Source organism: Candidatus Anaeroferrophillus wilburensis (assembly GCA_016934315.1).
GTDB classification, from domain to species: Bacteria; Desulfobacterota; Anaeroferrophillalia; order Anaeroferrophillales; family Anaeroferrophillaceae; genus Anaeroferrophillus; species Anaeroferrophillus wilburensis.
The window spans coordinates 1-22,043 of sequence record JAFGSY010000021.1; the positions used below are offsets into that span (position 1 = coordinate 1).

A 22,043-nucleotide genomic window follows, 5' to 3' on the forward strand; every position below is an offset into this window, starting at 1 on the left:
CTGCAAACGTTCCTGGGAAACGAGCGTTGAAAACACCAGCGGGTTGCCGCGGGATTCATCCCACAGTCGGGGATCCATCCGGCGGAAAAGTTCAACGGCATCCCGGTGCCAGGACCACCAGAGGTTGCGGGCCAGGAGTTCGAGAAAAGCAAGCGGCTGTGGAACCTTGGGAAAAACATTGAATGTTTGCAGATGACTCATGATCGTGTCCTTGGTTGGAATAGAGGTTATCTTCTTTATCTGTCATGGATTTGCCCACCAACGGCCCATGGGAAAAGTTTGCTTGCCGGAAGAATGCCAGACTTACTGTCGATCCTCCTGCAGCCGCTGGAAAACCCGCAGCAGTTCACTGACTCCCCAGGCCTGTGCGTCGCAGCCCCGCTGCCGGTGGGGAGCATTGCCGTCGGTTATTTCCGGCAGCTGGCCGATGCAGCCCCGGTTGAACAGCAGCGTGCTGCTTGCCATCCAGGAGCTGGCAGTTTCCCATCCCTGTCGGCCGTAGGTCATGGCCCAGGCTTCACAAAAGTTCGGAAAAAGCCAGGTCCAGGCGGTGCCGTTATGGTATGCCGGTTTCCGGCAACTGTCTTCATCGCCGCTGTACTCCCCCTGGTAAGGGTGCTGGGGGTTGTTGAGCAGCTGATCCCGATGAATGATCGCCAGTGGTCGGCGGACCGGCCGGTCAGCCAGACTGCGGATAGCTCCGGGAACCAGCAGCTCGGCGCAGGCGGCCAGAATCTTCTGGCAGATTTCAGGGTTACTGACCGCCCCTAAGGTGATGGTCAGCAACTGATTAGGCCGCAGGGCGTCATCAGCTTCAGCTTTGCGGGCCGGGTTCCCCGGTGGCGTATGGAGACAATCGGCAAAAAAGTTATCCTCCTTGAGCCAGAAAAGATCGACAATTGACTGCTCAACCTGCCGGGTCAGCCGGGACCATCCACCCTGTTTTTCCTCCGGGTCAAGGATGGCCAGGAAGACCAGGGAGGCCCGCCATAATGCCTGGATTTCAATGGGATATCCTTCTCTCGGGGTGCCTGCGGGGTGGTTGGTATCCATCCAGGTGAAATGTGCCGGACTGAAAATCAGTCCCGACTCGTGGTCCATTTTGACGCCGTTGGCGGTGCCGGTAATCAACGAGGTGCCGATGGAGAAGAGAATGTCACGAATCGTCCGGCCGCCGCAGCCGGTTGCCAGAAAATCCTCACTTCCTTCAGCCGCCACCAGTTCGGCACAGTCAACCAGAAACCACAAAGGGGCATCGGAGGTATCACGGTTGCCGGCATCATTGCCATGGATGGCATTGGGCAGTGTGCCCCGTTCTTCAAAACGACCGAATTGCTGGATGATCGCCTTTGCTTCACTGAGCTTGCCGGCGGCAATCAGGCCTCTGGCAACAATCAGCGAATCGCGACCCCAATCAAGAAACCAGGGGTAGCCGGCAACCACCGATTGCAGAGAGCCCCGTTTGACCAGGTAGTGCTCGATTGCCAGCGCCAACGCTGTATCAAGAGTATATTCAGTGATGGGCACCTGGTCAAGGAGGGTGGATGTGCTTTCCCGTAGGGCTGCCTGGAGGTTGCCTGGGGGATCGTCAGCAGCAAGTGCTTCAGCACTCAAGGTTGCCACCTGACCGCCGGTGAGCAGGGAGGAAAAATAACCCGGGCTGAAAAGGTCGGAATCGGGATCGAGACCACGCTCAGCCTCACGGGGATGGTAGACCATATAGTGCCACTCAGGCTGGCTTGTAAAGGCAGCATTGGCCATCCGGATGACCAGCCGGTGATCTGCTGTCGGTGAAAAGATAAAGCCGTCCGCTTGCGGTTCAACGGCCGCCGGCCAGTGGTGTTCGGCTCCCAGGAAGGCTTTGGTGGTTTCGTGAAAGCTGCGATCTTCAATGTCAGGCCGGAGAATCAGTTCAACCTGCTGATCGTCGGCCAGACGGCCGGCAATCCCCGCCGCCGGCAATCTTGCCCATTGCAGACGGACGGCATTGCGTCCAGGGAGCATCGTGAAGGTAATAGCAAAAGCCACATGCTCTCCCTGGCCGGTGGGGATCGTGTAATGCCACCTGCCGCCGGTGCGGTAGTCGAAGGAAAAGGAGTCGAGACAGTCACCGTTAATGGTCTGGGAATACCCTTGAAAAACCAGCCAGGCCCGGCAGCGGCTGAAGAGAATCTGTCGATCAACGGGAATCTCCCGGTTAAGGTTGGCGGCCAGCAGGGCGTCATAGCGACTGTTGAGGGTGTCCCAGAAAATATTGGTGCGCAGCATTCCTCCGCGGCCGTTGGTACTCAGCAGCAAAAGAGGGGTGTGCAGCAGCTCAGTCCGGCTGAAATGCCGTTTAACCAGCGCCTGCTCGATGGTTGTCAGGTAGCGCAGGGGGGCCTGCAGGTGCTCGGTGCCAGCTGGTGTGTAGAGTGACAGCGCTAGGGTTAATGACTGGTGTGCCGCCGGTGTCCGGCGGGGGAGAAAGAGGGCAAAGAAGGTTCCACCTGCTGTCGGCAGGCTTTCCTCGCAACTCAACGTTTGCTGACCTTCGGTAAGCCTGGCCCGGAAAGGATGGGCAGCTTGAACAAGCAGGGAATGGTTGGGGGGAACCATCACCTCCCGGTGCAGGTCGCGGGGCCATTGCCAGACAGTTATCCGTGGTTCCTGTCCTTTTCCCTGGCAGCTATTGCCATAGGCTTCCGGATCGGCGGCAAGCTGCCGGGCGGCCGTCAGAGCATCAAATGAGGCCAGGGCAGCATCCCCCCCCCGGTGAAAGGAAAAGATCTCCAGGGCTTTAGCCTGCAGGCATTGGCTGGCCACCAGAGGTGGCATCCCAAAAGGCTTGGCAAGCCGGTCATTGATCAAGCCAAGATCCTCTGGGTCGGGGGAAAGGCAGAGCACCTGTCCGGGCGCAAGAGTGCAGTGCTGTTGTCCGCCATCGGTGTTGACCACCACCGTTGCGCCGGTGAGCAGATCTACATAGGTGGAGGTGTCCCTAGGTAAAGGGGGTGTCTGCCACAATGCCGTAACCTGCTGTCCCTCCTCCAGGTTGACGACTACCAGGAGGAACTTGCCCGATGGCTGATGCCGGCGGTGAAGTACCAGGCAGTTTCCTTCACCTTCCTGGATGAGGGTAAGTTCAGTCAGCTGGTAAAAAGCGGGATGGGTCATGAGAATGGCGTTCAACTGCCGGATATGGTCAACCTGGTTTTTTTCAGCCCCCCAGTTCAGGGAGCCGGCATCATGAACGTTGATTTTCTCGGTGGCGTACCATTCAACCCCGTTGGCAAAGGCAAAGGCCCCGTTGGGGGCGCAGAGGGCGCAGAGGGCGGTCCGCATCCTGGCATAGGTGGTGGAGCGGTCTGCCAGCCGGTTGTTATCATGGGTTTCAGCAAAGTGAACCATTATTCCCCGGCTGCAGGAGGTGCCCAGCGCACCTGGCAGGTAGGTGGAAATCTGGCTGCGGTCATAATTTTGGAATAATTCGGAATAGGCCCAGTTGAAATTGGCGCTGTCGAGCAGTGCTTCGGTGACCTCCATCTTGCCACCCAAACCTTCAAGAAGGAAGATGGTTTTCGGGTATTGCTCCCGGACTTTGGCGATCAAGTATTTCCAGGCGGCGTGAGGAATCATGTAGCCGGCATCACAGCGGAAGCCGTCAACCCCCCGCTGACACCAGGTAAGAAAGACATTGGCCATATATTGCCAGAGTTCCTGGTGACGATAATCAAGCTTGGTCAGATCTTCCCAGTTAACCCCCCAGGCACCTGGAACTTCAATACGTCCTTTTGCATCCCTGACCAACCATTCAGGATGGGTTTCATGGAGGTTGGCGGCCCAACCGGTATGGTTGGGAGCAATATCGATGAACAAGCTGGCCTGGCGGGCATGAATGGCATCCACTAGTTCGCCGAACTGCTCCAAAGGGGTGGCGTGCGGGTCAAAGACCGCCAATGCCGGGTCGATGGCGGTGAAGCTGAGGGCTGCATAAGGGCTGCCAAAACGACCCATGCGGGCGTACGTGGTTGGTGTCGGATGAATCGGCAGCAGCTGAATAACCCGACAGCCCAGTTCACCGATGATAAAATCAAGTTCCCCGATCAGATCCCGGAAGGTCCCCGATGGCGGGATGACTGTGTAGCCGGTTTGATCAAGAGCATCAATGCAGATTTCTTCGCTGCCGGTTGGAATGTTCCGTCCTGTTTTGTTGGGGCCGAACTGCCTGACAAAGGTGTTGTAAATAATATTGGCGCCACAGCTGGCTGCGGGCTCAATGTTGATGATGGTATTGTCCCCTGCCGGCCAGACCGGGGTGGATTCTCCTTCAGGGAGGAAAAAACATTTGCCGGCCGCATGTCCCACTTCCAGCAGGGGCACCGTGAGGCTGAAATGACGGTCATCAAGCTGTTCCATGGGCAGATCAAACCAGTCTCGTCCCAGAGGTGGCTCCTGCTTTTCCACCTGACGGATTACCTCCCGGCGTGTGGTCCGCGCCTGGCCAAGATTAGTGCGCAGCCAGCAGGTTCCCGACTGGGGAGTTGTCAGGGTCAGGGCAAAGGTTAGGGTATCCCCCTGGAACTGCAGCAGGCGAACGCCGGGAGCAGGGGTTTGCTGAATATCATGCGGATAGTCTATGCTGGACATGGGTGCATCTTACCATGGAACTGGAATTTTAGGCAAACAGCAAAAACTGATGGTTGTGGAACAATTCCATCTCTTTCATTGTGCTGCAACCTGCGTTATTGTTGCGCGTACGTCTTATGTCCGCCGCTTATCTGCCTTGACTCTGGAGCTGTTACCGTGCCATCCCGTTCTCAGGGCGGTTGCCAGTTACCAGAATGAACAGCCGGCATGAAAAGGGGGACTTGGTCTGGTGGTTGTGAATGAGAACCGGTGGCGCCCCGGTTGGTCGTGTGATGTGGGGATTTCAGCTTTCTTTTTGTGTGGCAGGAAGCAGGATTTCTTGTATCCTGGCTGTCAGAACCGGCAGGGAGTAGGGTTTGTCGAGCAGCAGGTCTTTGTTCACTTCCTGTAATTCGAGGCGGTCACCGGTATATCCTGACGTGTAGAGCACCTTGATGGTGGGCCGCAGGGCAACTATCTGCTTGGCGGCTTCAAGGCCATTGATCCCCGGCATCACGATGTCCGTAAAGAGGAGGTCAAGGTGGTCATCATAGCGTTCTGCTATGGTGATGGCTTCCTGTCCGTTGATGGCTGCCAGCACGTGATAGCCGGCCATGGTAAGACTGTCTTTGGTCAGCTGCAGCAGCTTCTCCTCATCTTCGACCAGCAGGATTGTTCCCTTCCCGGTTGTAATGTCAATCTGTGCCGGGACATCAGCCGGTTGGTTACCCTGCTCCCTGGCGGCCGGCCAGTTAACCTGGAATGTTGTCTCTTTCCCCGGTTCACTGGTGACATAAATACTGCCAAGATTTTGCTTGACGATGCCATAGACAGTGGCCAGCCCCAAGCCGGTTCCCTTGTCATGTTCTTTCGTGGTGAAAAAGGGCTCGAAAATTTTATCTCTGATATCTGCCGGGATGCCAAGTCCGTTGTCGGCAATTTCCAATTGAACAAAGGTGCCGATGGAACTTCCTTCGTGATTTCTAAGGTATTCCTGATCAAAAGTCGCCGTAGTGGTGGAAATGGTGATAACCCCTGTCTGATTGTGTGGGCCGGCATGAATGGCATCGGCGGCGTTGACCACCAAGTTGATGATGATCTGCTCCAGTTGTCCAGGATCGGCCAGCACCGGTGGCAGGTTGTCGGTCAGCCGGTGATGAAGCTCAATATCTTCACCGATCAGCCGGCGGAGCATTTTTCCCAGATTGGCAACCAGGGTGTTGATCTCCACAATCTTTGGTCTGATGATCTGCTTGCGGCTGAAAGCCAGCAGCTGGCGGGTCAGGGCTGAAGCCCGGTCGCCGGCCTGAAGGATCTCCTTCAGGGCATTGTTGACCCGGTTGCCGACTGGGGTTGATAACAGAGCCAGCTCGGCATGACCATTGATGACCGTGAGAATGTTATTGAAATCGTGGGCGACGCCGCCGGCCAGCCGGCCGATACCTTCCATTTTTTGGGACTGCAGCAGCTGGGCGCTGAGTTTTTTCTGCTCGGTGATATCCTTGGCAAAATGAGCGATGGCGGTTATGGTGCCATGGTCATCATAGATGGGGGCTGCTGAGACCAGAAATGACCGGTCGAGGCTCTGGTGGACTATCTCGTTGTAATGATGACCCTGCTCGTTGATGGCTTGGACTGCCGGACAGGTTAGGCACGGGGTATTCTGGTTGCTGAACAGCTCATGGCACGTTTTGCCGATCAGCTCTTTTTCTGGCTTGCCATTGCCCAAAAGAGAGATTGCCGCTTTATTAAGTTTTCTGACCCTGAGATCGGGCTCCATAATGAGGATGATATCATCCACCGAGTCAAAGGTGCGCTGCCATTGTTCCTTGGCGGTCTTAACCTGCTGGGTCGCCATTTTGTAGGGGGTGATATCCCAGCAGACGCCGGTGCAGCTCACCGCTTGCCTGCTAAGGTCGAATTCCAGCTCAGCTTTTTCATGAACCCATTTTACCTGCCCATCAACCAGAATACGGTGCTCAATCTCATAGGGATCCCCCTTTAAGGCAGCCTTCCAGGCTGCAGCGGCCATCTCCTGATCATCAGGGTGCATGCAGTCCAGAATTAACTGGTAGGCATGGCTGCTATCGGACGGAATGTTAAAGATGCGGTAGGTCTGCTTTGAGCAGGTCAGGATATTGGTTTTCAGGTCCAGATGCCAGCTGCCGATCTGGGCTACTTCCTGAGCCCGGTTTAAGGACTTTTCACTGAGTTGCAGGGCATGCTCGGCTGCCTTGGTGGCAGTAACATCCCGACCGGCAACAATCAGGAAATTGCGGTCGCCACGGTCATTGAACAGGGGAACCTTCAGGATGTCAAAAACCTTCTCGGAACCGTCATGCTGGGGAACCCGATGAATGGTGCGGCTGGGCATCCTTGCCTGCCAGGCCATCTTATCGGTTTTGTTGCAGAAGAGCAATGATTCGCAGAAAAAGGGGCTTTCGGCTGCCAGTTCGGTGCTGGTTTTGCCCTGATAGTCAACCCCTTGGAGATCAAAAAGCTGCAGTTCGAAGGTGTTGGCCAGCAGCCAGCGGCCGGCGCCATCCTTGAGGCAGATCATATCAGGCAGGGTGTTGATGATCGTATCAAGCCATATACGCTGGGTTTCGACGATTGCTTCTGTTTTTCGCCGGGCGGTGATGTCGGTGAGGATGCAATGGGTTTGCTTGAAGTTACCTTGGTTATCGTAGCCGATTTTCCCGTTGACGGAGACCAGTCGAAGCTCACCATCCTGGCGGAACACCCCAAGCTCGACATTGTGGGTTTGCCCGCGCTGTTTAAATTGAGGGAACGTATTGGCGAAGACCAGTTTGGATTTCTCGCTCATCAAGCTGGAAAAATCCCGGTTGACAATTTCCTCGGGCTGGTAACCGAATGTTTCAGTCCAGGCCGTATTGACTTTGATGAATTTGCCTTCGTCATCCAGGGACTGGTAGCTGAGGGGAGCCTGGTCAAAAAGCATCTCAAAGCGCTGTTCGCTTTCCTGCAACGCATGCTCCGTTTTCTCCCTTTCCAGGAGATAGCGTTGCAGGTGACGATTGCTGACCCCGATTCCCAACAGTCCTGCCAGCCAGATAAGCCCGTAGGTTAACAAGATGTTGCCCAGGTGCTGGCGCAAGTCAGTCCAGAGAGGTTGCAGGGGTACCGCCAGACTGATGCCCCCCAGAATGTCACTGGCATCTTCTGTAGTTTGAGGATGGCATTTGAGGCAATGATCCTGGCGGTACATGGGACGCATCAGGTGTAACTGGCTGTTGCCGTTGACATTTATTATTTCAGTAACTTCCTTAACCCCTCGGGCAAAGGCTTCCAGGGCACTTTTTTCCCAGGCATCCGGCTGGTTTTCCGGCCGCAGCGGCTGCAGGCTGGTCATGTGACCCTGGTAACCGAATTGCTCGAAAGCCAGCTGATGGATTTCATTGCTCATATAACTGGGGGTGATGAGGGTCAGCTTGGTGCCGGAGGTGGTGGTTACTTCACGGTTTTCCAAATGGGTAAGCCAGGGGTTGGGCAGGGTTTCTTCAGTGAGAGGAACATAGAAGCCCCCTTGATCAGCAAACCGGCGCTGGTATACCAGGTCGCTGTTCAATACTGCCTGGGCATGAAGCCGAGCCGATTCCAGTTGATGTTGCCGGTGGCCATGGATATTCCACAGGGCCATTCCCACGCTCAGCAGCGTCCAGCAGAGAATAATGGCGAAAGTGTAGAGGGAAAGCAGCTTTGATGGGGTTTTCCTCTGAAGCAGCACCATATTTTTTCTTTTTCTAAAAATAAAACTGCGTAATGAAAATGTCGTTAGCATTAAATTTCACATAAGTCAAAACCAACCTGTTTGCAGCTCAATTAAGGGGTAAATTTTTTCAGCATCATGCCGGATGGTAAGAAGTATTTACCTTTGCTATGGAGTGTCCATTTATGCCCAATGCAGCAGCCGCAACTATTCGCTACTTGAAGAACCGCTCCCTGCAGGTCAAGCTGCTGGGGATCTATCTTATCGGGTTGACCATCCTTGGTTGCATCGGCTATGGCTCTTTTATTACCCTGGAGGTCAAAAATTTCCATGGCGACCGCCAGGTTTTTACCGAACAGGGAAAATTTTTTGAGCAACTGGCTTTCAATCACCTGAAGTATACCGTTCATCTGCGCAATCATCTGGTCAAAGTCTACAGTGAAGCCGACAGCCGAAAGGATGTTGGGAAGGAGGCCATTCTCAACGACTTCATAAACAGTGTCATCGTCTTAAATGATGATAACTTTAATTTTGCCCTTTTTGATTACAACGGGGCGCTGATTGCCACCAACAGCCATTCGCTGAAGGAAATCCTCGCCGACAATCCGGTGACCCAGAACCAGATATACAAGATCATTGCCCAAACCACTGAAAGCGGCATCCATGGCAGCTATATTGAGTTTGCCCATGATGATGGGGCCACCGCTTGGTTATTTTATCAACTCCATCTACTTTGAACCGCTGAATTATTATATCTTTGCCATTGCCAAAACCGTCAACAGCGAGCGCAACATTTCCCGCATCATGGGAACCAGGAAAAAAGAGGCGATCAGTGCGGTTGGATTGAGTTTTCTGCTTGGTCTGTCCGGGACCCTGGTGGTGATGATTTTCCTTTTTTTCTACCTTAAATCAATAACGGCCAACATCAACGAGATTACCAGAAGCATTGATGGCCTTTCATCCGGGAAAAACACGGATATCTCGCTGAAGCCGAAAAATGAGGATGAAATCGGCACCATGATTCAGGCGTTCAATAATTATGTGCAGCGCAAAATAAATTTGGAGAAATTCAAGCAGCTTATTGAGGAGGATGAAAATATCCATGATGTGTATTCCCGGATTTTCCATACGCTTGAACAGAGTCGGATCGGCACCTATGCTTTTTATGAAGTGAACCATGGCAAAAACCAGATTGTCCATGTGAAACCCGACTTGGAGGGAGAAACGTTGTTGAGCGACTTTTCCATGCCCTGTTCGGAAGAAATTATGGTCAATGCCGATGCCTGCCGGGCCAAACGGCTCGCCCAGATCGTTGCCGGTGACTGCGAATCAAGGGTTTGCCCAAAGTTCCTTGGCTATGGTGCCGGCAGGAAACACCTCTGTATCCCCATCATTATCGGCGGCACTGCAGGGGAAATTGTCCACATCACCATTCATCCGGACGATGAGTCACATGTGAAACGGCAAACCCCCATTCTCTTGGAATATTTTCGCAATGCGGCACCGGTGATCGAAAGCAAGAAACTGCTGGAAAATTTACGGGAAACCACGCTGCGGGATAATCTCACCGGTCTCAACAACCGTAGATTTCTGGAAGAGTACATTGAACTGCTGGTTGCTGAAGCCGCTCGGGAGCAGAAGCAGCTTGGCATCCTGATGGCTGATCTCGATCACTTTAAAAAGGTCAACGATGTTCATGGCCACCAGGCAGGAGATAAGGTGCTGAAGATGCTGGCCAAGGTTATGAGAGCCTCGGTGAGAAGTTCTGATATCGTTGTTCGCTATGGCGGTGAGGAATTTCTCATTATAACCAAGTCTTCGAAGGCGGAGGAAGATGTCCTGATAGTGGCGGAGAAGGTGCGCCAGCAGGTGGAAAACCATGAGATGAAGGTCAGCCCGACGGTAACCTTACAGAAAACCGTTACCATCGGCGTTGCTCTTTTTCCCAAAGATACCGATAATTTCTGGCAGGCAATCAAGTTTGCCGATATCGCCCTTTATCGGGGAAAAGAGGCGGGCCGCAACCGGGTGGTACGTTATCTGTCGGAGATGTGGGATAGTGACAGCGAATACTGACGGAACGTGATGGTGCCAGGCTGTCGGTGGAGGGCTTTATGGGTAACTTTTGCAGTCATCCGTGGTCTGCTTAGGCACTTTTCTCTTTGCGCTTCTCCTCATCCCTGATTTCACGACGCAGCAGCTTACCAACTTTTGATTTCGGCAGCATGTCACGAAACTCGATATAATGCGGTATCTTGTAGGGTGCCAGGCGTTTGCGGCACCAGCTACTCAACTCCTGTCCATCCACCCCCTTGGCATCTTCTTTAAGAACCACAATGGCCTTGATCCGCTCACCGCAACTGGGATCAGGAATGCCCACCGCACAGGCTCCCATCACCGTGGGATGATCCTGGAGAACCGCTTCAATTTCCGAGGCGGAGATCCGGTAGGCCTTGTATTTGATCGTATCAGCGGTGCGTTCAACAAACTGGATCTGCCCATTTTTATTCAAGCAGACATAATCCCCCATCCGGTAATAGATCTCCTCGCCGATTCTGACATAGGAGCGCTTCGTTTCATCGGGCTTTTTCCAGTAGCTTTTGATGGTGTAGGTCGAGGTTACCAACAACTCGCCGGTTTTACCCAGTTCCACTTCTTCCAGGGTTTCCGGATCGGCCACCAGGCAGCGCCGGGAAGGAAGGATGTCACCAACCGTTTTAGGGTCTGGTTCCTGGTCCAGGCGGCTATAGGTCAAATGGCCCACTTCCGTTGAACCATAGACCTGGTAGAGCGGGTGGCCGGTCAGGTCGCGCCAGCGGTTGAAGATTTCCCCGGGCAGCACATCGCCGCCGCAATAGCAATAGGTCAGGGAGGAGGTGTCATAACTGTCCAGGCGGTCGTTTTCGATAATCATCCGGTAGAGTGCCGGAACCCCCAGCATCCAGCGAATCCGGTACCGTTCAATGGCCCGCAGCACCGGATCAATTTCCGGGATAGGCATGAGGATCGTCGTGTTGCCGAAGTTGAGCCCGGCGGCCAGGAAGAAGCCTTTTGCCATAATGTGAAACAGCGGATTGACCATGATCATGGTGTCCTTCCCCTCATGCATGTGGGGGCGAAAGACGGCCATGACATCAGCGACATAGGAGACCTCGCCGGCATGGTTGCCGGCGACCCCCTTGGGGAAGCCGGTGGTGCCGCCGGTGTACATGATATAGGCCAGATCCTCCATGGGATCGATCTTTACCGCTGGCGGTTCCGGCGGGGCGCTACGCAGCAGATCATTAAACCCGAAGGTATTTTCTCCCTTCACCGTCGTACCATGGGGAATCTTGTCGAGCAGGGTGCCGAGAATTTTTTTCCAGGCCGGCAGCATGTCGGCCATGTTGGTAACAATGATATGCCGCAGGGGCTGTTGGCGGTCGACCTCTTTCACATAACCAAAATTGGTATCCATGCAGATAACGGTTTTGACATCGGCATCCTTCACCATATACAGCAGTTCATGGGAGGTGTAGATGGGTGAAACCGGGACCACCACCGCCCCCAGTTTCTGGATGGCGAAATTGGCAATCACCCATTGCGGTGTATTGTTCAGATAGATCATGACTTTATCCTGATGGCCGACTCCCAGGCGGTGCAGGGCGGTGGCGAACTGGTCGATCATCTGCTTCAGGAAACTGTAGGTGAATTCACGTCCCAAGAAGATCAGGGCCTTATGGTGTGGATATCTCTCACAGGCCTCTTCAAAGGCGGAAAAGGTGTATTCCGTTTCGTGCATATCAGACCCCAAAATAAGCTGATTTAACGTCAGGGTTGTTCATTAATTCGGCGCTGGTGCCGGCCATCACCCCGGAGCCGTTTTCCATGATATAGGCGTAGTCAACCACCGGAATAACCGGCCGGGCGTATTGTTCGGTAATGATGATTGATATCTTCCGCGTCTCTCGTATCCGTTTTACGGATTGCATTACCACCTGCTGATAGGCCGGGCTCAAACCGAGCAGAGGTTCGTCAAGCAGCAGCATGGTGGGTTGTGCCATCAGGGCTCTGCCAATGGCGGCCATCTGCTGTTCGCCGCCGCTTAAAAAACCGGCCGGTCGACGCAGCAGTTTTTTTAGAGGTGAAAAAATTTCCAGGACATAGTCCAGCGTTTCCCGGGCCTCCTGTTTGCTGGCCATGTAGCCGCCAATTTTAAGGTTTTCCAAGACGCTGCTTTCCGGGAAAAGACGTCGGCGCTCGGGGCAGAGAACCAGCCCCCGGCGGGCCCGCAGGTGGGGCTTCATCGTGCTGATATCTTCACCATTGAGGGTTATGCTGCCCATAACCGTTATCCGTTCGCCGCCGCGCATCTTCTCTTTTTTCATTAAATCAAGAATGATCCCTGACAGGGTATACATGAGGGTGGATTTGCCGGCACTGTTGGCGCCGAAAACACCAACAATCTGATTCGGCTGACAGCGAAGGTTGATATTGTTGATGGCCAGCATATTTTCATAAAAAACCATCAGTTCTTCAGCAACCAGCATCACTCTGCTCCTCCTCCACCCCGAGATACGCCTCTCTTACCTGCGCGTTTGCCATCACCTTTTCCGGCGATCCTTCAACGATTTTATCGCCGTAACTGATAGCCATCACCCGCTTCGCCACCTGGAACAGCTCTTTGAGCCGGTGTTCGATCATGATAATTGTTACCCCGGAATCGTTCAGCTTGGTGATCAGGGGAACCATTGAGGCAATTTCACTCATGCTCAGACCGGAAAACACCTCGTCACAGATCAGTAGATCAGGGTCCAATGCCAGACAGCGGGCTAGTTCCAGCCTTTTAAGATAGCCGGTGGGCAGGGTGCCGGCCAGTTTGTAGGGTATTTTCGATTCCCGTTCAAAGCCAACCTCCTCCAGTAGATCCAAGGCGATGCTGTTGCGGTCCCCATGGCGGCCGCCGCCCCGCCAGCCGCCGGTTTTGCGGGCCCGGGGACCGTAGAGAGGGATGACCAGATTTTTGTATGCCGGCAGGCTGCTGTAGGGCCGCATGATTTGGAAGGTCCGGCAGATGCCGAGGTTGACGATTCGGTGGGGTTTCATTCCCTTGATGTTTCTGCCGTTAAAGACAATGTCGCCTTCGGTGGTACTGACGAAGCCGGTAATGCAGTTGATCAGGGTGGTTTTTCCCGAACCATTGGGGCCGATAATGCCAAAAATCTCCCCTTTTTCAAGGGAGAAGCTGATATCGTTCAGGGCCGTTACCCCGCCGAATTTTTTTGTCAGGTTTTTGACTTCAAGCATTGCCATTGGGAAGTACCGTATTTGGGGGAATGTTAGATGTTTATCCAGCGTTCAAACTGGTAGTATTTGCGGGCCAGATAGCTGAGCAAACCTTCACCTTTGACAACGATAACCACGGTCAGAATCAATGAATAGAAGACGATGCGCAACGGTCCGAAAGCGCGCAGCGCTTCCGAAAGCGGCACCAGCAGAATACTGCCGATCACGGCGCCCAGCAGGGAGCCGCCGCCGCCGATCACGGTTGCTGCAATGGGTATGATGGAAAAATCCAGGGCAAACATGGACAGCCCGGCCCACATGTAAATGTGCGCCAGGTAGGCACCGGCAAAACATCCAAGAAAGGAGGCGAGAAAAATGGCCTTTGCTTTCACGGTGGTAATGTTGATGCCGGAAGCCCTGACCGACTGATCATTATCCTTGACCCCCTTGATCACCAGGCCGATATCTTCAACCGCCAGCCGGCGCAGGGCGAAAAGAAACACCAGGGTAGCGATGACCAGAAAATATTGTTCCACCCAGGGGTTGGCGAAACCGGCGATATCCATCAAGCCGTTGGTGCCGCCGAAAAGTTCAAAGGCCTCGATAATCCGGGTCATCATCAGCGGATACATGAGAGTGATAATGGCGAAATAGACTCCGCGCAGCGGCAGGCAGGGCAGCAGAGACAGGGTGCAGAACAGTGCCCCCCCCAGAGCGGCTGCCGGGATTGACAGCAATGGCGGCAGGTGGAGAAATTTATTGAGCAGTGCGGCGCCGTAGCCTCCCACGCCGACAAAAAAAGCGCCGCCAAGGCATACCAGGCCGACATAGTTGGCGAGGAAGTCAAAGGACATGGACAGCAGGGAAAAGATGCAGATGATCAGCAGCACCTTCTGCCAGTAGGGGAAGAAGAACAGCACCAGGGGAGCGGCCAGCAACCCGATGATCAACAGCATTCGCGGTGCCAGCAGATAGGAGAGCTCCTGCCATGACGAGAGGGCATAAATTCCTTCTGAGCGTACTTTGATGCCCCGGTCAATCCTTTCTTTGCGCATACCCGTTTTCATTCCTACACCCTTTCTTCCAACTCTTTATGCTTGCCGAAAATCCCTGAAGGTTTAATGATCAGGGTGAGAATGATCGCTGCCAGGGTTACCACCATCTGGAAATGGGTGGCAAAATAGGTGACTGTAATGATCTGGGCAAAGCCCAAGACGAACGAGGCGATAATCGTACCGCTCCAGCTGCCGATGCCGCCCACCATGCAGACCGCCAGTGCAAAGATCAGAGTGTTGTAGCCGGCTTCCACCACGATGCTGCCCAGGGGAAACAGCACCAGGGCGGCCAGTCCGGACATGGCCGAGCCCAGTGCCATGGCGATGGTGCCGGTCATGTCGGAATCGATGCCCAGCATCATGGCAGCTCTTTCATCTTGGGCGATGCCGCGTAATGCCAGCCCTGTTTTGGTGAATTTGGTAAAAGCCCAGGTCATGACCAGCATGGCAATGCCAATCACCACCACCATAATCCGCTGGTAATCGATAGGCACGTCACCGATGAATGTCATGCCTTCCACCAGAACCGGCAGGGTGAAGCTGGTCCCCTTGAACCCCAGCCAGCGAAAGGTTTCAATGAGGGCCACCCCGATGGCATAGGTGGCAATGATCTCATTCATGTTCATGCCCCGGATGCGTTTGAGAATGAACTGATAGATGATGACGCCGACAAGCGCGGCACTGAGCAGCGACAATAACGCTGCCGGGATGTAGGGCAGCCCCAGCGTGTGAATCATGATCCAGGCGATAAAGCCGGTGAAAACAAAAATGGCTCCATGGGCAAAGTTGGGCAGGCGGCTGATGCCGTACACCAGGGTGAAGCCGAAAGCAATCAAGATCAGCTTGAGGCTGTTGACCAGGCCATAAATCAGTATTTCCACTGCTGTTCCCTCTGTTGGAAAACCCCGGAGTGCGTGAATCCCACTATGCAAAACTGTCGGGGATAGGTTTTAAGCGGTTTTGAGCGCCGAGCAATCAATCGTCAGCCTCTTGTGCCTGTATGCCAAACTGGTTATCGTAGATGATCGGTTTGTGCCGCTTACTTCTGCCAGGGGTGCCGTTGATTGTGCCGATATAGACCAAGCCGGCAATCTCCAGGTTGGCCGGAATCTGCAGGATATCTCTGACATCGTCAGGGTTGAAGAAGGTAAACCAGAGTGTTCCCAGATTGAGGGCGGCGGCGGCGAGCAGCATGTTCTGGATGCAGGCTGAACCTGCTTGGATGCTGCCCGCTGGCTGGTTGAAATAGTGACCGATGCCGCCTTTTTGGGGATCTACCAGGACGGCGATGACCAAGGGGGCGTCTTCCATGAAGTCGATATTGAAGCCGCCCACCCACTCAGGCCCACCTTTTTCAAGGACTATCTGTTTGGCGTTTTCGCCGGCTTGACGCAATTTTTTTTTGATGGCGGCATTATCGATGACAATAAAGGACCAGGGTTGCTGGTTGAGGGGATTGGGGGCCTGCTGACCGGCCGCAATAATGGCAGTTATCGCGGCCGCGGGGATTGCCTCCCCGGCGACATACGATCGACAGCTTGTCCTTTCCCGCAGCAGATCTTGCAGGGTAGAAATATCCATATCTGTCACTCCTTGGGGTGAGCCCGCTGCCTTGCAACAGTTGCATCGGAACTGCCCTTTCCCGGTGGACACGGTCAGCATACCATAAGCTGTATGGGATGTTCACCGAGCTGATTTTCCCAGAAATGTCCGCCGGGAAAGGGTGTTGGTGTTGGCCGCTCGTCTACTTCATCCAGGGCGGCAGCATGATGGTTCCCGTTGCTCCGGCTTTGGGGAAAAACTGCACCCTTTTGCCATCCTGCCATTGGAAAATGCAGCCTGTGGCTCCTATTTGCGGATCATCGGCAGGAATGATCTGGTGGCTTTGATCAAATTTCATCCGACCGTAGACGCCCATCATATCGAGATTTTCGAGCCCTTTAATGACGTCATCGGCTGCCAGGCTGTTGCCTGCTTCAATGGCGGCTTTCAGCTGGTAGACGGCCATGTAACTGGATGACGCACCGTAGCCTTCCGGCTCCAGGCCCCATTTTTTCTTGTAGCCATCAACGAATTTCATGGTCCAGGGGGTGATGGTTGCCGAAACATTGCCACCATTGACCGCGTCGACGATGGTATATTCGCAGTTGCCGTTGGTGGCTTCCCAGAAATTCGGCTGTTCTGCCGCTGACATGAAGCCCATGGGGACGCATTTCATCTTCATGTTTTTCCACTGTTTAAGCAGAATGGCCGATTCAGGCATATCCATCCAAATGAAAAGCACTTCAGCGTTCAGTCGCCGGGCCTTCAATAACCCCATGGAGAAATCAGTTGCCCCGGTGGGGTAGATCTCTTCTCCGAGAACTTCCCAGTTGCCGGTTTCATTAAGCAGCTTGGCAATAAAGCCACCGGCCTTGCGGGCATGGGCGACATCCTGCACCATGATGAAGGCTTTCTTTAGCCCCGACTCGCTGTGCAACTGGTTGAATACCTTGATCATATCTTTGCCGATCGTGATAATCTCCGATGAGTTGCGAAAACAGTATTTATATTTGTCGTAGTCTGCCGCAATCCTTTTATGATACCCGGGACTGAGCACGCCGGTGGTCACAATGGAGACTTTCTGATACTTGTTGAGCAGATCCATGACGGCCAGAGCGGCCTCCGAACGGACGGGTCCACCAACAATGAAATCCGCCTTTTTTTCGAGAATCAGCTTTTCAACCCCAAGCAGTGCCTCGCTGACCGGTACGCCGGCTTCGAGATCCCTGGTGTCGATGACTTCAACCTGAAGGGGATGGCCGACACCATTGATGGTGACTCCGCCGGCGTTATTGATCTCTTCCACCGCCAGCTTGATCCCCCTTTCGGCATCCCAGCCATAGAGAAAGGCGGTTGACAGGGGACACCCGAGAACTATGGGTTTGCCGGGCAGCGATGCCACGGCGAGGCTGCCGACGAACAAAATCGTCAACCCAACAACAATCCCTACTAATTTCCTGCTGATGTTCATTCTTTCACCTCCTGCTTGGATTGTTCAAATTGCTTCCAAACGGAAATCCTGATCCCCGTTCGGGCAGCCAGTTCCCAGTAGGCGGCATAACCGCCTGCGTGGCGTCCTCTCCCTGAGAACTGATCGCATCCATCGGGACGCAACCATGACCGGATGAACACGGTATTGAGTAGCAATCGGTATGCCATGAAATAGTATTTTACTGAATAAAACACAAAAAATTAGATGACAGCCGGTGCGTTATTTTTCATGCAAGCTTTGTGGCCGGTTGTAAAGTGCTTATCACTATGTTTTGGTTGGTTTTTTTTAGAATACTGTTCTTCATTTCGGGAGTATTGCCGCAGGACGACGGGTGCATGGTAGAGGGTTGATGGGTGTTCCCTGTGCCGCACGTTGGTGTCGGAACATCAATAGATTGTTTTTTTAGCGAAAAAAGGCGGCGGAAGGTGGATGATTTTTTTTCTGGTGGAAAATTATTTTCCGGTTGGTGCGATTGCCAATGCCTTTATTTTGTTTCTCAGCGTTGGCCTGGTGATCCCCAGGGCTCTGGCCGTTTGGGAGATGTTGCCGTGATAATGGTCAAGAACCCGCTGGATGTGTTCGGCTTCGATCTCTTTCAGGGTGGGCAGCGCGGCAGAAGCCACGGGCTGGGCCTCCTTTTTGCGCAAGAGATCGGCAATGGATGATGCCGACAGGGTATCCCCCTTAGAGAGGACCATCGCCCTGGTCAGGACATTTTCCAGTTCACGTATATTTCCCGGCCAGTCATAATCAAGAAACTGATCGACGGCTGCCATTGGTATGCGCCGAATATGTTTGCCGGTGGTTAGGTTGATTTTTTTTACCAGGTATTCAACCAGCAGCGGGATGTCCTCTTTCCGTTTCCTTAAAGGCGGGACATGAATTTCAAAGACTTTCAAGCGGAAATAAAGATCTTCCCGAAATTCCCCCCGGTTAACCATCTGTTGAAGATCACGGTTGGCGGCGGCGATAATCCTGGCATTGAATTTTATTTTGCGATTGCCTCCTACCCGCTCAAACTCTCTTTCCTGCATGAAACGCAAAAGCTTTGCCTGGAGATGAACGGGAACTTCACTTATTTCATCAAGGAACAACGTGCCGTTGCCGGCAATCTCCAGTTTACCTTTTTTGGTTGTGCTGGCGCCGGTGAAGCTTCCCTGTTCGTGGCCGAACAATTCACTTTCAAGCAGGTTTTCGACGATAGCTGAACAGTTCAGGGCGATAAAGGGCTCATCGGCCAGCGAACTGTGGTAGTGAATAGCTCTGGCAATGAGTTCTTTGCCGGTGCCGCTTTCACCGACAATCAGGGCGGTGGTTTTAACTTCCGAAATGAGGCCGATGATTTTAAAGATTTCTTTAAGGTCGTTTGATTTTCCAATAATGGTGTTTTCTTTAAAATGCTCATCGGGTACGGTCAGACACTCTGCTTCAACTGCGCCGCTGAGCGCTTTTTCAAGGATTGCATCCAGAGCATCAATATCGACCGGCTTATGAAGATAGTCAAAAGCGCCAAGCTTGATTGCCTGCACGGTGGTTTCCATGTCCTGGTAGGCGGTGATGACCACTGACTTGCACGGTATGCAATCCTCCTTCAGGGCTTTCAGGATGGCCAAGCCATCGGTGTCCGGCAGCCTGAGGTCAATGATGGCGATGTCCGGCCTTACACTTTTGATGAGCCTGATGCCATCACTGCCATTGGCTGCGGTGGCGACCGCATAGCCTTTTTCCTGAAAGTAGATTTCCAGGCTTTCAAGCAGCTCCAGGTTGTCGTCTACGATCACAATGCTAATCATTTCATGCCTGGAAGGGAGACGGTGAAAAGGGTGCCGGTTTCAGGGCTGCTGGTGGCTATGATATGGCCGCCATGCTCCTCGATGACTCGTTCAACATTGCTGAGCCCCAAACCGATACCGTGTTTTCTGGTGGTATAGAAGGGTTGGAAAATATGCGCTAGATCGTCCTTGCTGATGCCGCTGCCATTATCATGAATTGTTATGGCAACCATGTTTTTTTGCTGCCGGCGGGTGGATATCGTCAATTTCTTCTGACCCTTCTGTTCCCCAAGGGCCTCAATGGCATTCCTGATCAGGTTGTCAAAAACCATTTCCATCATGGTGTGGTCAATGGTAAGCTCGGGAATCCCCGGCGAAAGTTGCCGTGAAAGAGTAATTCCATTCAGGTTGAGGACTTCTTCAAACCCGCTGATTACCATCTCCAGGACAGTATTGATATCATGGCTGCTGGGGCTGATTTCGATGGGTTTGGAGAAATAGAGGGTTTCCTGCAGGATTTTATCCAGCTTATCGATATCGCGAAGGATGATAGCCATCCGCCGGCTGTCATTTTCCGCCAGTTCCAGTTTGCGTTGCAAAATTCTGATGTTTACTTTAATGGAGGAAAGGGAGTTGCGGATTTCATGGGCAAAAACGGTGGCTAAACGGCCAATGATCGCCAGGCGTTCGTGCTCAAGTTCTTTTCTAACCGATTCGCGGCGTTCGGTAATATCTCGGCAAACGCCGGCAAGGGCCTGCTGGCCTTCAAACGTCACCTGGTTGACCTTGATTTCCACCGGGAACTCGCTGCTGTCGGTACGTACCGCCCTGGCCTCAAAAATTTCCGGTTTGGCAACGGCGGTGAACTGTTCGTCAAGATTGGCAAACAGATCATCGTAGTGTTTTCCGATCAGTGCGCTTGCTTCCTTGCCGAACATCTCGCCAAAAGCCCGGTTGGCGAAGATGACCTGCTGGTTACGGCAGACAAAATAACCATCGTTGATATCTTCCACCAGGGTCCGATAGCGTTTTTCCGAATTGTAGAGTTCTTCAGTGCGCTTCTTGGCTTTCTGCTCGAGGGTTTTGAGGAGTGCTTTCATCTCCTCTTCGTGCTTCTCCTGAAAGTATTCACTGAACCAGTTGATGGTTACATCGACGGAGTTGTTGATCGATAACAAGGCATGTTTCAGCTCCTCGCCGTGAAAGATCAGGGGCAGGCGGTTAATCATGATCGTCCTGAAGATGCCGAAGGCCCGCTGGACCTCGGAGAGGGTAAACTCTCGCTCAAGGCGAATCCTGGTGATGAAGACAATGAATTCTTCGATGGGCTGCCAGTTATGGTCGCAGATGACAGAATAGTTGGCATCGTATGCCCTGGTGACGGTTTTCTCCAACTCGGCAGCCGGCAATCTGTTGTAGCGTTCACTGACGCTTCGATTAAGCAGGGCAACCCATTCGGAGATAATATCCTGTCGGTGAAGCCGTAAAAATTCGCAGAGTTTCATGGCGTGCAACCATTGTGAAACAGTGGACTGGAGGTTTTGCCTGGGGCTGTCGCCAGCCTTGTTTTTTTATAGACCACCCTTCTGCGGATGGCAATCTAAAAAAGAGCTTTTTCATGCCAGTCGCGGGCATTCCCGGAAAAGGGAGGGCCCAGATGGGGTCCCGCTCCTGATGACGGAAAACTGGTGCTCTCCGGGAAATGCTTGGTTTTTGGCGGCAGGCTATGGTACATAGTGACAGTCATTGTTTCCTGACTGGTTCTCTACATGGTGAAAGGAAGAAGCATGGAAGAGCGCATCCCGACCCGCCAAGAGGCATTTGCTCTGCTGCAGGAATTCAACCGCAATCCCTCACTGATTCATCATGCGCTGGCTGTTGAAGGGGTGATGCGCTACCTGGCTGAAAAGCATGGTGAGGACCAGGAACAATGGGGTATTATCGGCCTCATCCATGATCTGGATTATGAACAATATCCCGACCAGCACTGCAAAAAAACTGCGGAAATCCTTGAAGAGCGGGGCTGGCCGGCCGAATATGTCAGGGCGGTTGTCTCCCATGGCTGGGGCATCTGCGTTGAAGTTGAACCCCGGTCCCGCCTGGAAAAGACCTTGTACGCCATCGATGAGTTGACCGGTTTGGTGGCGGCCAGTGCCTTGGTCCGGCCATCAAAAAGTGTCATGGACCTGACCCCCAAGTCGGTTCGCAAGAAGTGGACCCAGAAAGGCTTTGCCGCCGGAGTAGACCGGGGGATTATTGAAAAGGGGGCCCGAATGCTTGGTGTTGAGACCCAGGAGCTGATTGCCGATGTGATCATGGGCATGCGTCAGGTTGCCGACCAGATTGGTCTGGGAATGGGTGACGACGGTGCTTGCTGATTGAGACAATAACCTGTCACGGGGTTTCAGTTGCCGGTTGTGCATGATACTTCCTTGACGGACTTGTAATAATCGACAAAAATCCTTGATAACTGGCCGGCACAGTAGCACCTCTCTTATTTTATTTTGACAGCCTTGGACAGCTGTGGTAGGCGCCACTATGAACAATGCTTCATTTTTTTGTGCCGCGGGAAATGGAGG

The 22,043-nt window shown here is 53.3% G+C and carries 15 protein-coding genes; 3 read left to right on the forward strand and 12 right to left on the reverse strand.

Annotated features, from left to right (window positions below):
* The 3 genes from JXO50_05070 to JXO50_05080 all read right to left on the reverse strand — a co-directional run.
* Positions 1 to 201: DUF3417 domain-containing protein (locus JXO50_05070; GenBank protein MBN2332463.1), on the reverse strand; the 201-nt coding region annotated here is incomplete at its 3' end.
* 102 nt (positions 202 to 303) lie between these two features.
* Positions 304 to 4,629, reverse strand: a complete 4,326-nt coding sequence (locus JXO50_05075; protein ID MBN2332464.1) for a glycogen debranching enzyme N-terminal domain-containing protein — start codon at positions 4,627 to 4,629, stop codon at positions 304 to 306.
* A gap of 283 nt (positions 4,630 to 4,912) precedes the next feature.
* The gene (locus tag JXO50_05080; GenBank protein MBN2332465.1) at positions 4,913 to 8,359 is read right to left on the reverse strand and encodes a PAS domain S-box protein; all 3,447 of its coding nucleotides are present in this window, start codon (positions 8,357 to 8,359) and stop codon (positions 4,913 to 4,915) included.
* A gap of 164 nt (positions 8,360 to 8,523) precedes the next feature.
* On the opposite strand from JXO50_05080, the gene JXO50_05085 reads away from it, so the two are divergent.
* Both JXO50_05085 and JXO50_05090 read left to right on the forward strand, forming a co-directional pair.
* On the forward strand, positions 8,524 to 9,075 hold the full coding sequence (locus JXO50_05085) for a hypothetical protein (GenBank protein ID MBN2332466.1): 552 nt from the start codon (positions 8,524 to 8,526) through the stop codon (positions 9,073 to 9,075).
* Positions 9,026 to 10,414: a sensor domain-containing diguanylate cyclase gene (locus JXO50_05090; protein MBN2332467.1), complete on the forward strand. Its 1,389-nt coding sequence runs from the start codon at positions 9,026 to 9,028 to the stop codon at positions 10,412 to 10,414. The genes JXO50_05085 and JXO50_05090 overlap by 50 nt, the downstream gene beginning before the upstream one ends.
* Positions 10,415 to 10,484: 70 nt before the next feature.
* Here the strand turns inward: JXO50_05090 and JXO50_05095 are convergent, their stop codons facing one another.
* The 9 genes from JXO50_05095 to JXO50_05135 form a co-directional block, all read right to left on the reverse strand.
* Positions 10,485 to 12,119: an AMP-binding protein gene (locus JXO50_05095; protein ID MBN2332468.1), complete on the reverse strand. Its 1,635-nt coding sequence runs from the start codon at positions 12,117 to 12,119 to the stop codon at positions 10,485 to 10,487.
* A gap of 1 nt (position 12,120) precedes the next feature.
* Positions 12,121 to 12,867 carry an ATP-binding cassette domain-containing protein gene (locus JXO50_05100; protein MBN2332469.1) on the reverse strand — a complete coding sequence of 249 codons (747 nt, stop codon included), beginning with the start codon at positions 12,865 to 12,867 and terminating at the stop codon, positions 12,121 to 12,123.
* Positions 12,854 to 13,624 carry an ABC transporter ATP-binding protein gene (locus JXO50_05105; GenBank protein MBN2332470.1) on the reverse strand — a complete coding sequence of 257 codons (771 nt, stop codon included), beginning with the start codon at positions 13,622 to 13,624 and terminating at the stop codon, positions 12,854 to 12,856. Before JXO50_05105 ends, JXO50_05100 begins: the two co-directional genes overlap by 14 nt.
* A 32-nt stretch (positions 13,625 to 13,656) precedes the next feature.
* Positions 13,657 to 14,670 carry a branched-chain amino acid ABC transporter permease gene (locus tag JXO50_05110; GenBank protein MBN2332471.1) on the reverse strand — a complete coding sequence of 338 codons (1,014 nt, stop codon included), beginning with the start codon at positions 14,668 to 14,670 and terminating at the stop codon, positions 13,657 to 13,659.
* 2 nt (positions 14,671 to 14,672) lie between these two features.
* Positions 14,673 to 15,539, reverse strand: a complete 867-nt coding sequence (locus JXO50_05115; GenBank protein MBN2332472.1) for a branched-chain amino acid ABC transporter permease — start codon at positions 15,537 to 15,539, stop codon at positions 14,673 to 14,675.
* A gap of 94 nt (positions 15,540 to 15,633) precedes the next feature.
* Positions 15,634 to 16,239, reverse strand: a complete 606-nt coding sequence (locus tag JXO50_05120; protein MBN2332473.1) for a nitroreductase family protein — start codon at positions 16,237 to 16,239, stop codon at positions 15,634 to 15,636.
* A gap of 163 nt (positions 16,240 to 16,402) precedes the next feature.
* Complete coding sequence (locus tag JXO50_05125) at positions 16,403 to 17,671, reverse strand: ABC transporter substrate-binding protein (protein MBN2332474.1); 1,269 nt, start codon at positions 17,669 to 17,671, stop codon at positions 16,403 to 16,405.
* A 473-nt stretch (positions 17,672 to 18,144) separates the two neighbouring features.
* On the reverse strand, positions 18,145 to 19,485 hold the full coding sequence (locus JXO50_05130) for a sigma-54-dependent Fis family transcriptional regulator (protein MBN2332475.1): 1,341 nt from the start codon (positions 19,483 to 19,485) through the stop codon (positions 18,145 to 18,147).
* Positions 19,482 to 20,969, reverse strand: a complete 1,488-nt coding sequence (locus JXO50_05135) for a PAS domain S-box protein (protein ID MBN2332476.1) — start codon at positions 20,967 to 20,969, stop codon at positions 19,482 to 19,484. Before JXO50_05135 ends, JXO50_05130 begins: the two co-directional genes overlap by 4 nt.
* A gap of 282 nt (positions 20,970 to 21,251) precedes the next feature.
* On the opposite strand from JXO50_05135, the gene JXO50_05140 reads away from it, so the two are divergent.
* The gene (locus JXO50_05140) at positions 21,252 to 21,842 is read left to right on the forward strand and encodes an HDIG domain-containing protein (protein ID MBN2332477.1); all 591 of its coding nucleotides are present in this window, start codon (positions 21,252 to 21,254) and stop codon (positions 21,840 to 21,842) included.
* The last annotated feature ends 201 nt before the right edge of the window (positions 21,843 to 22,043 follow it).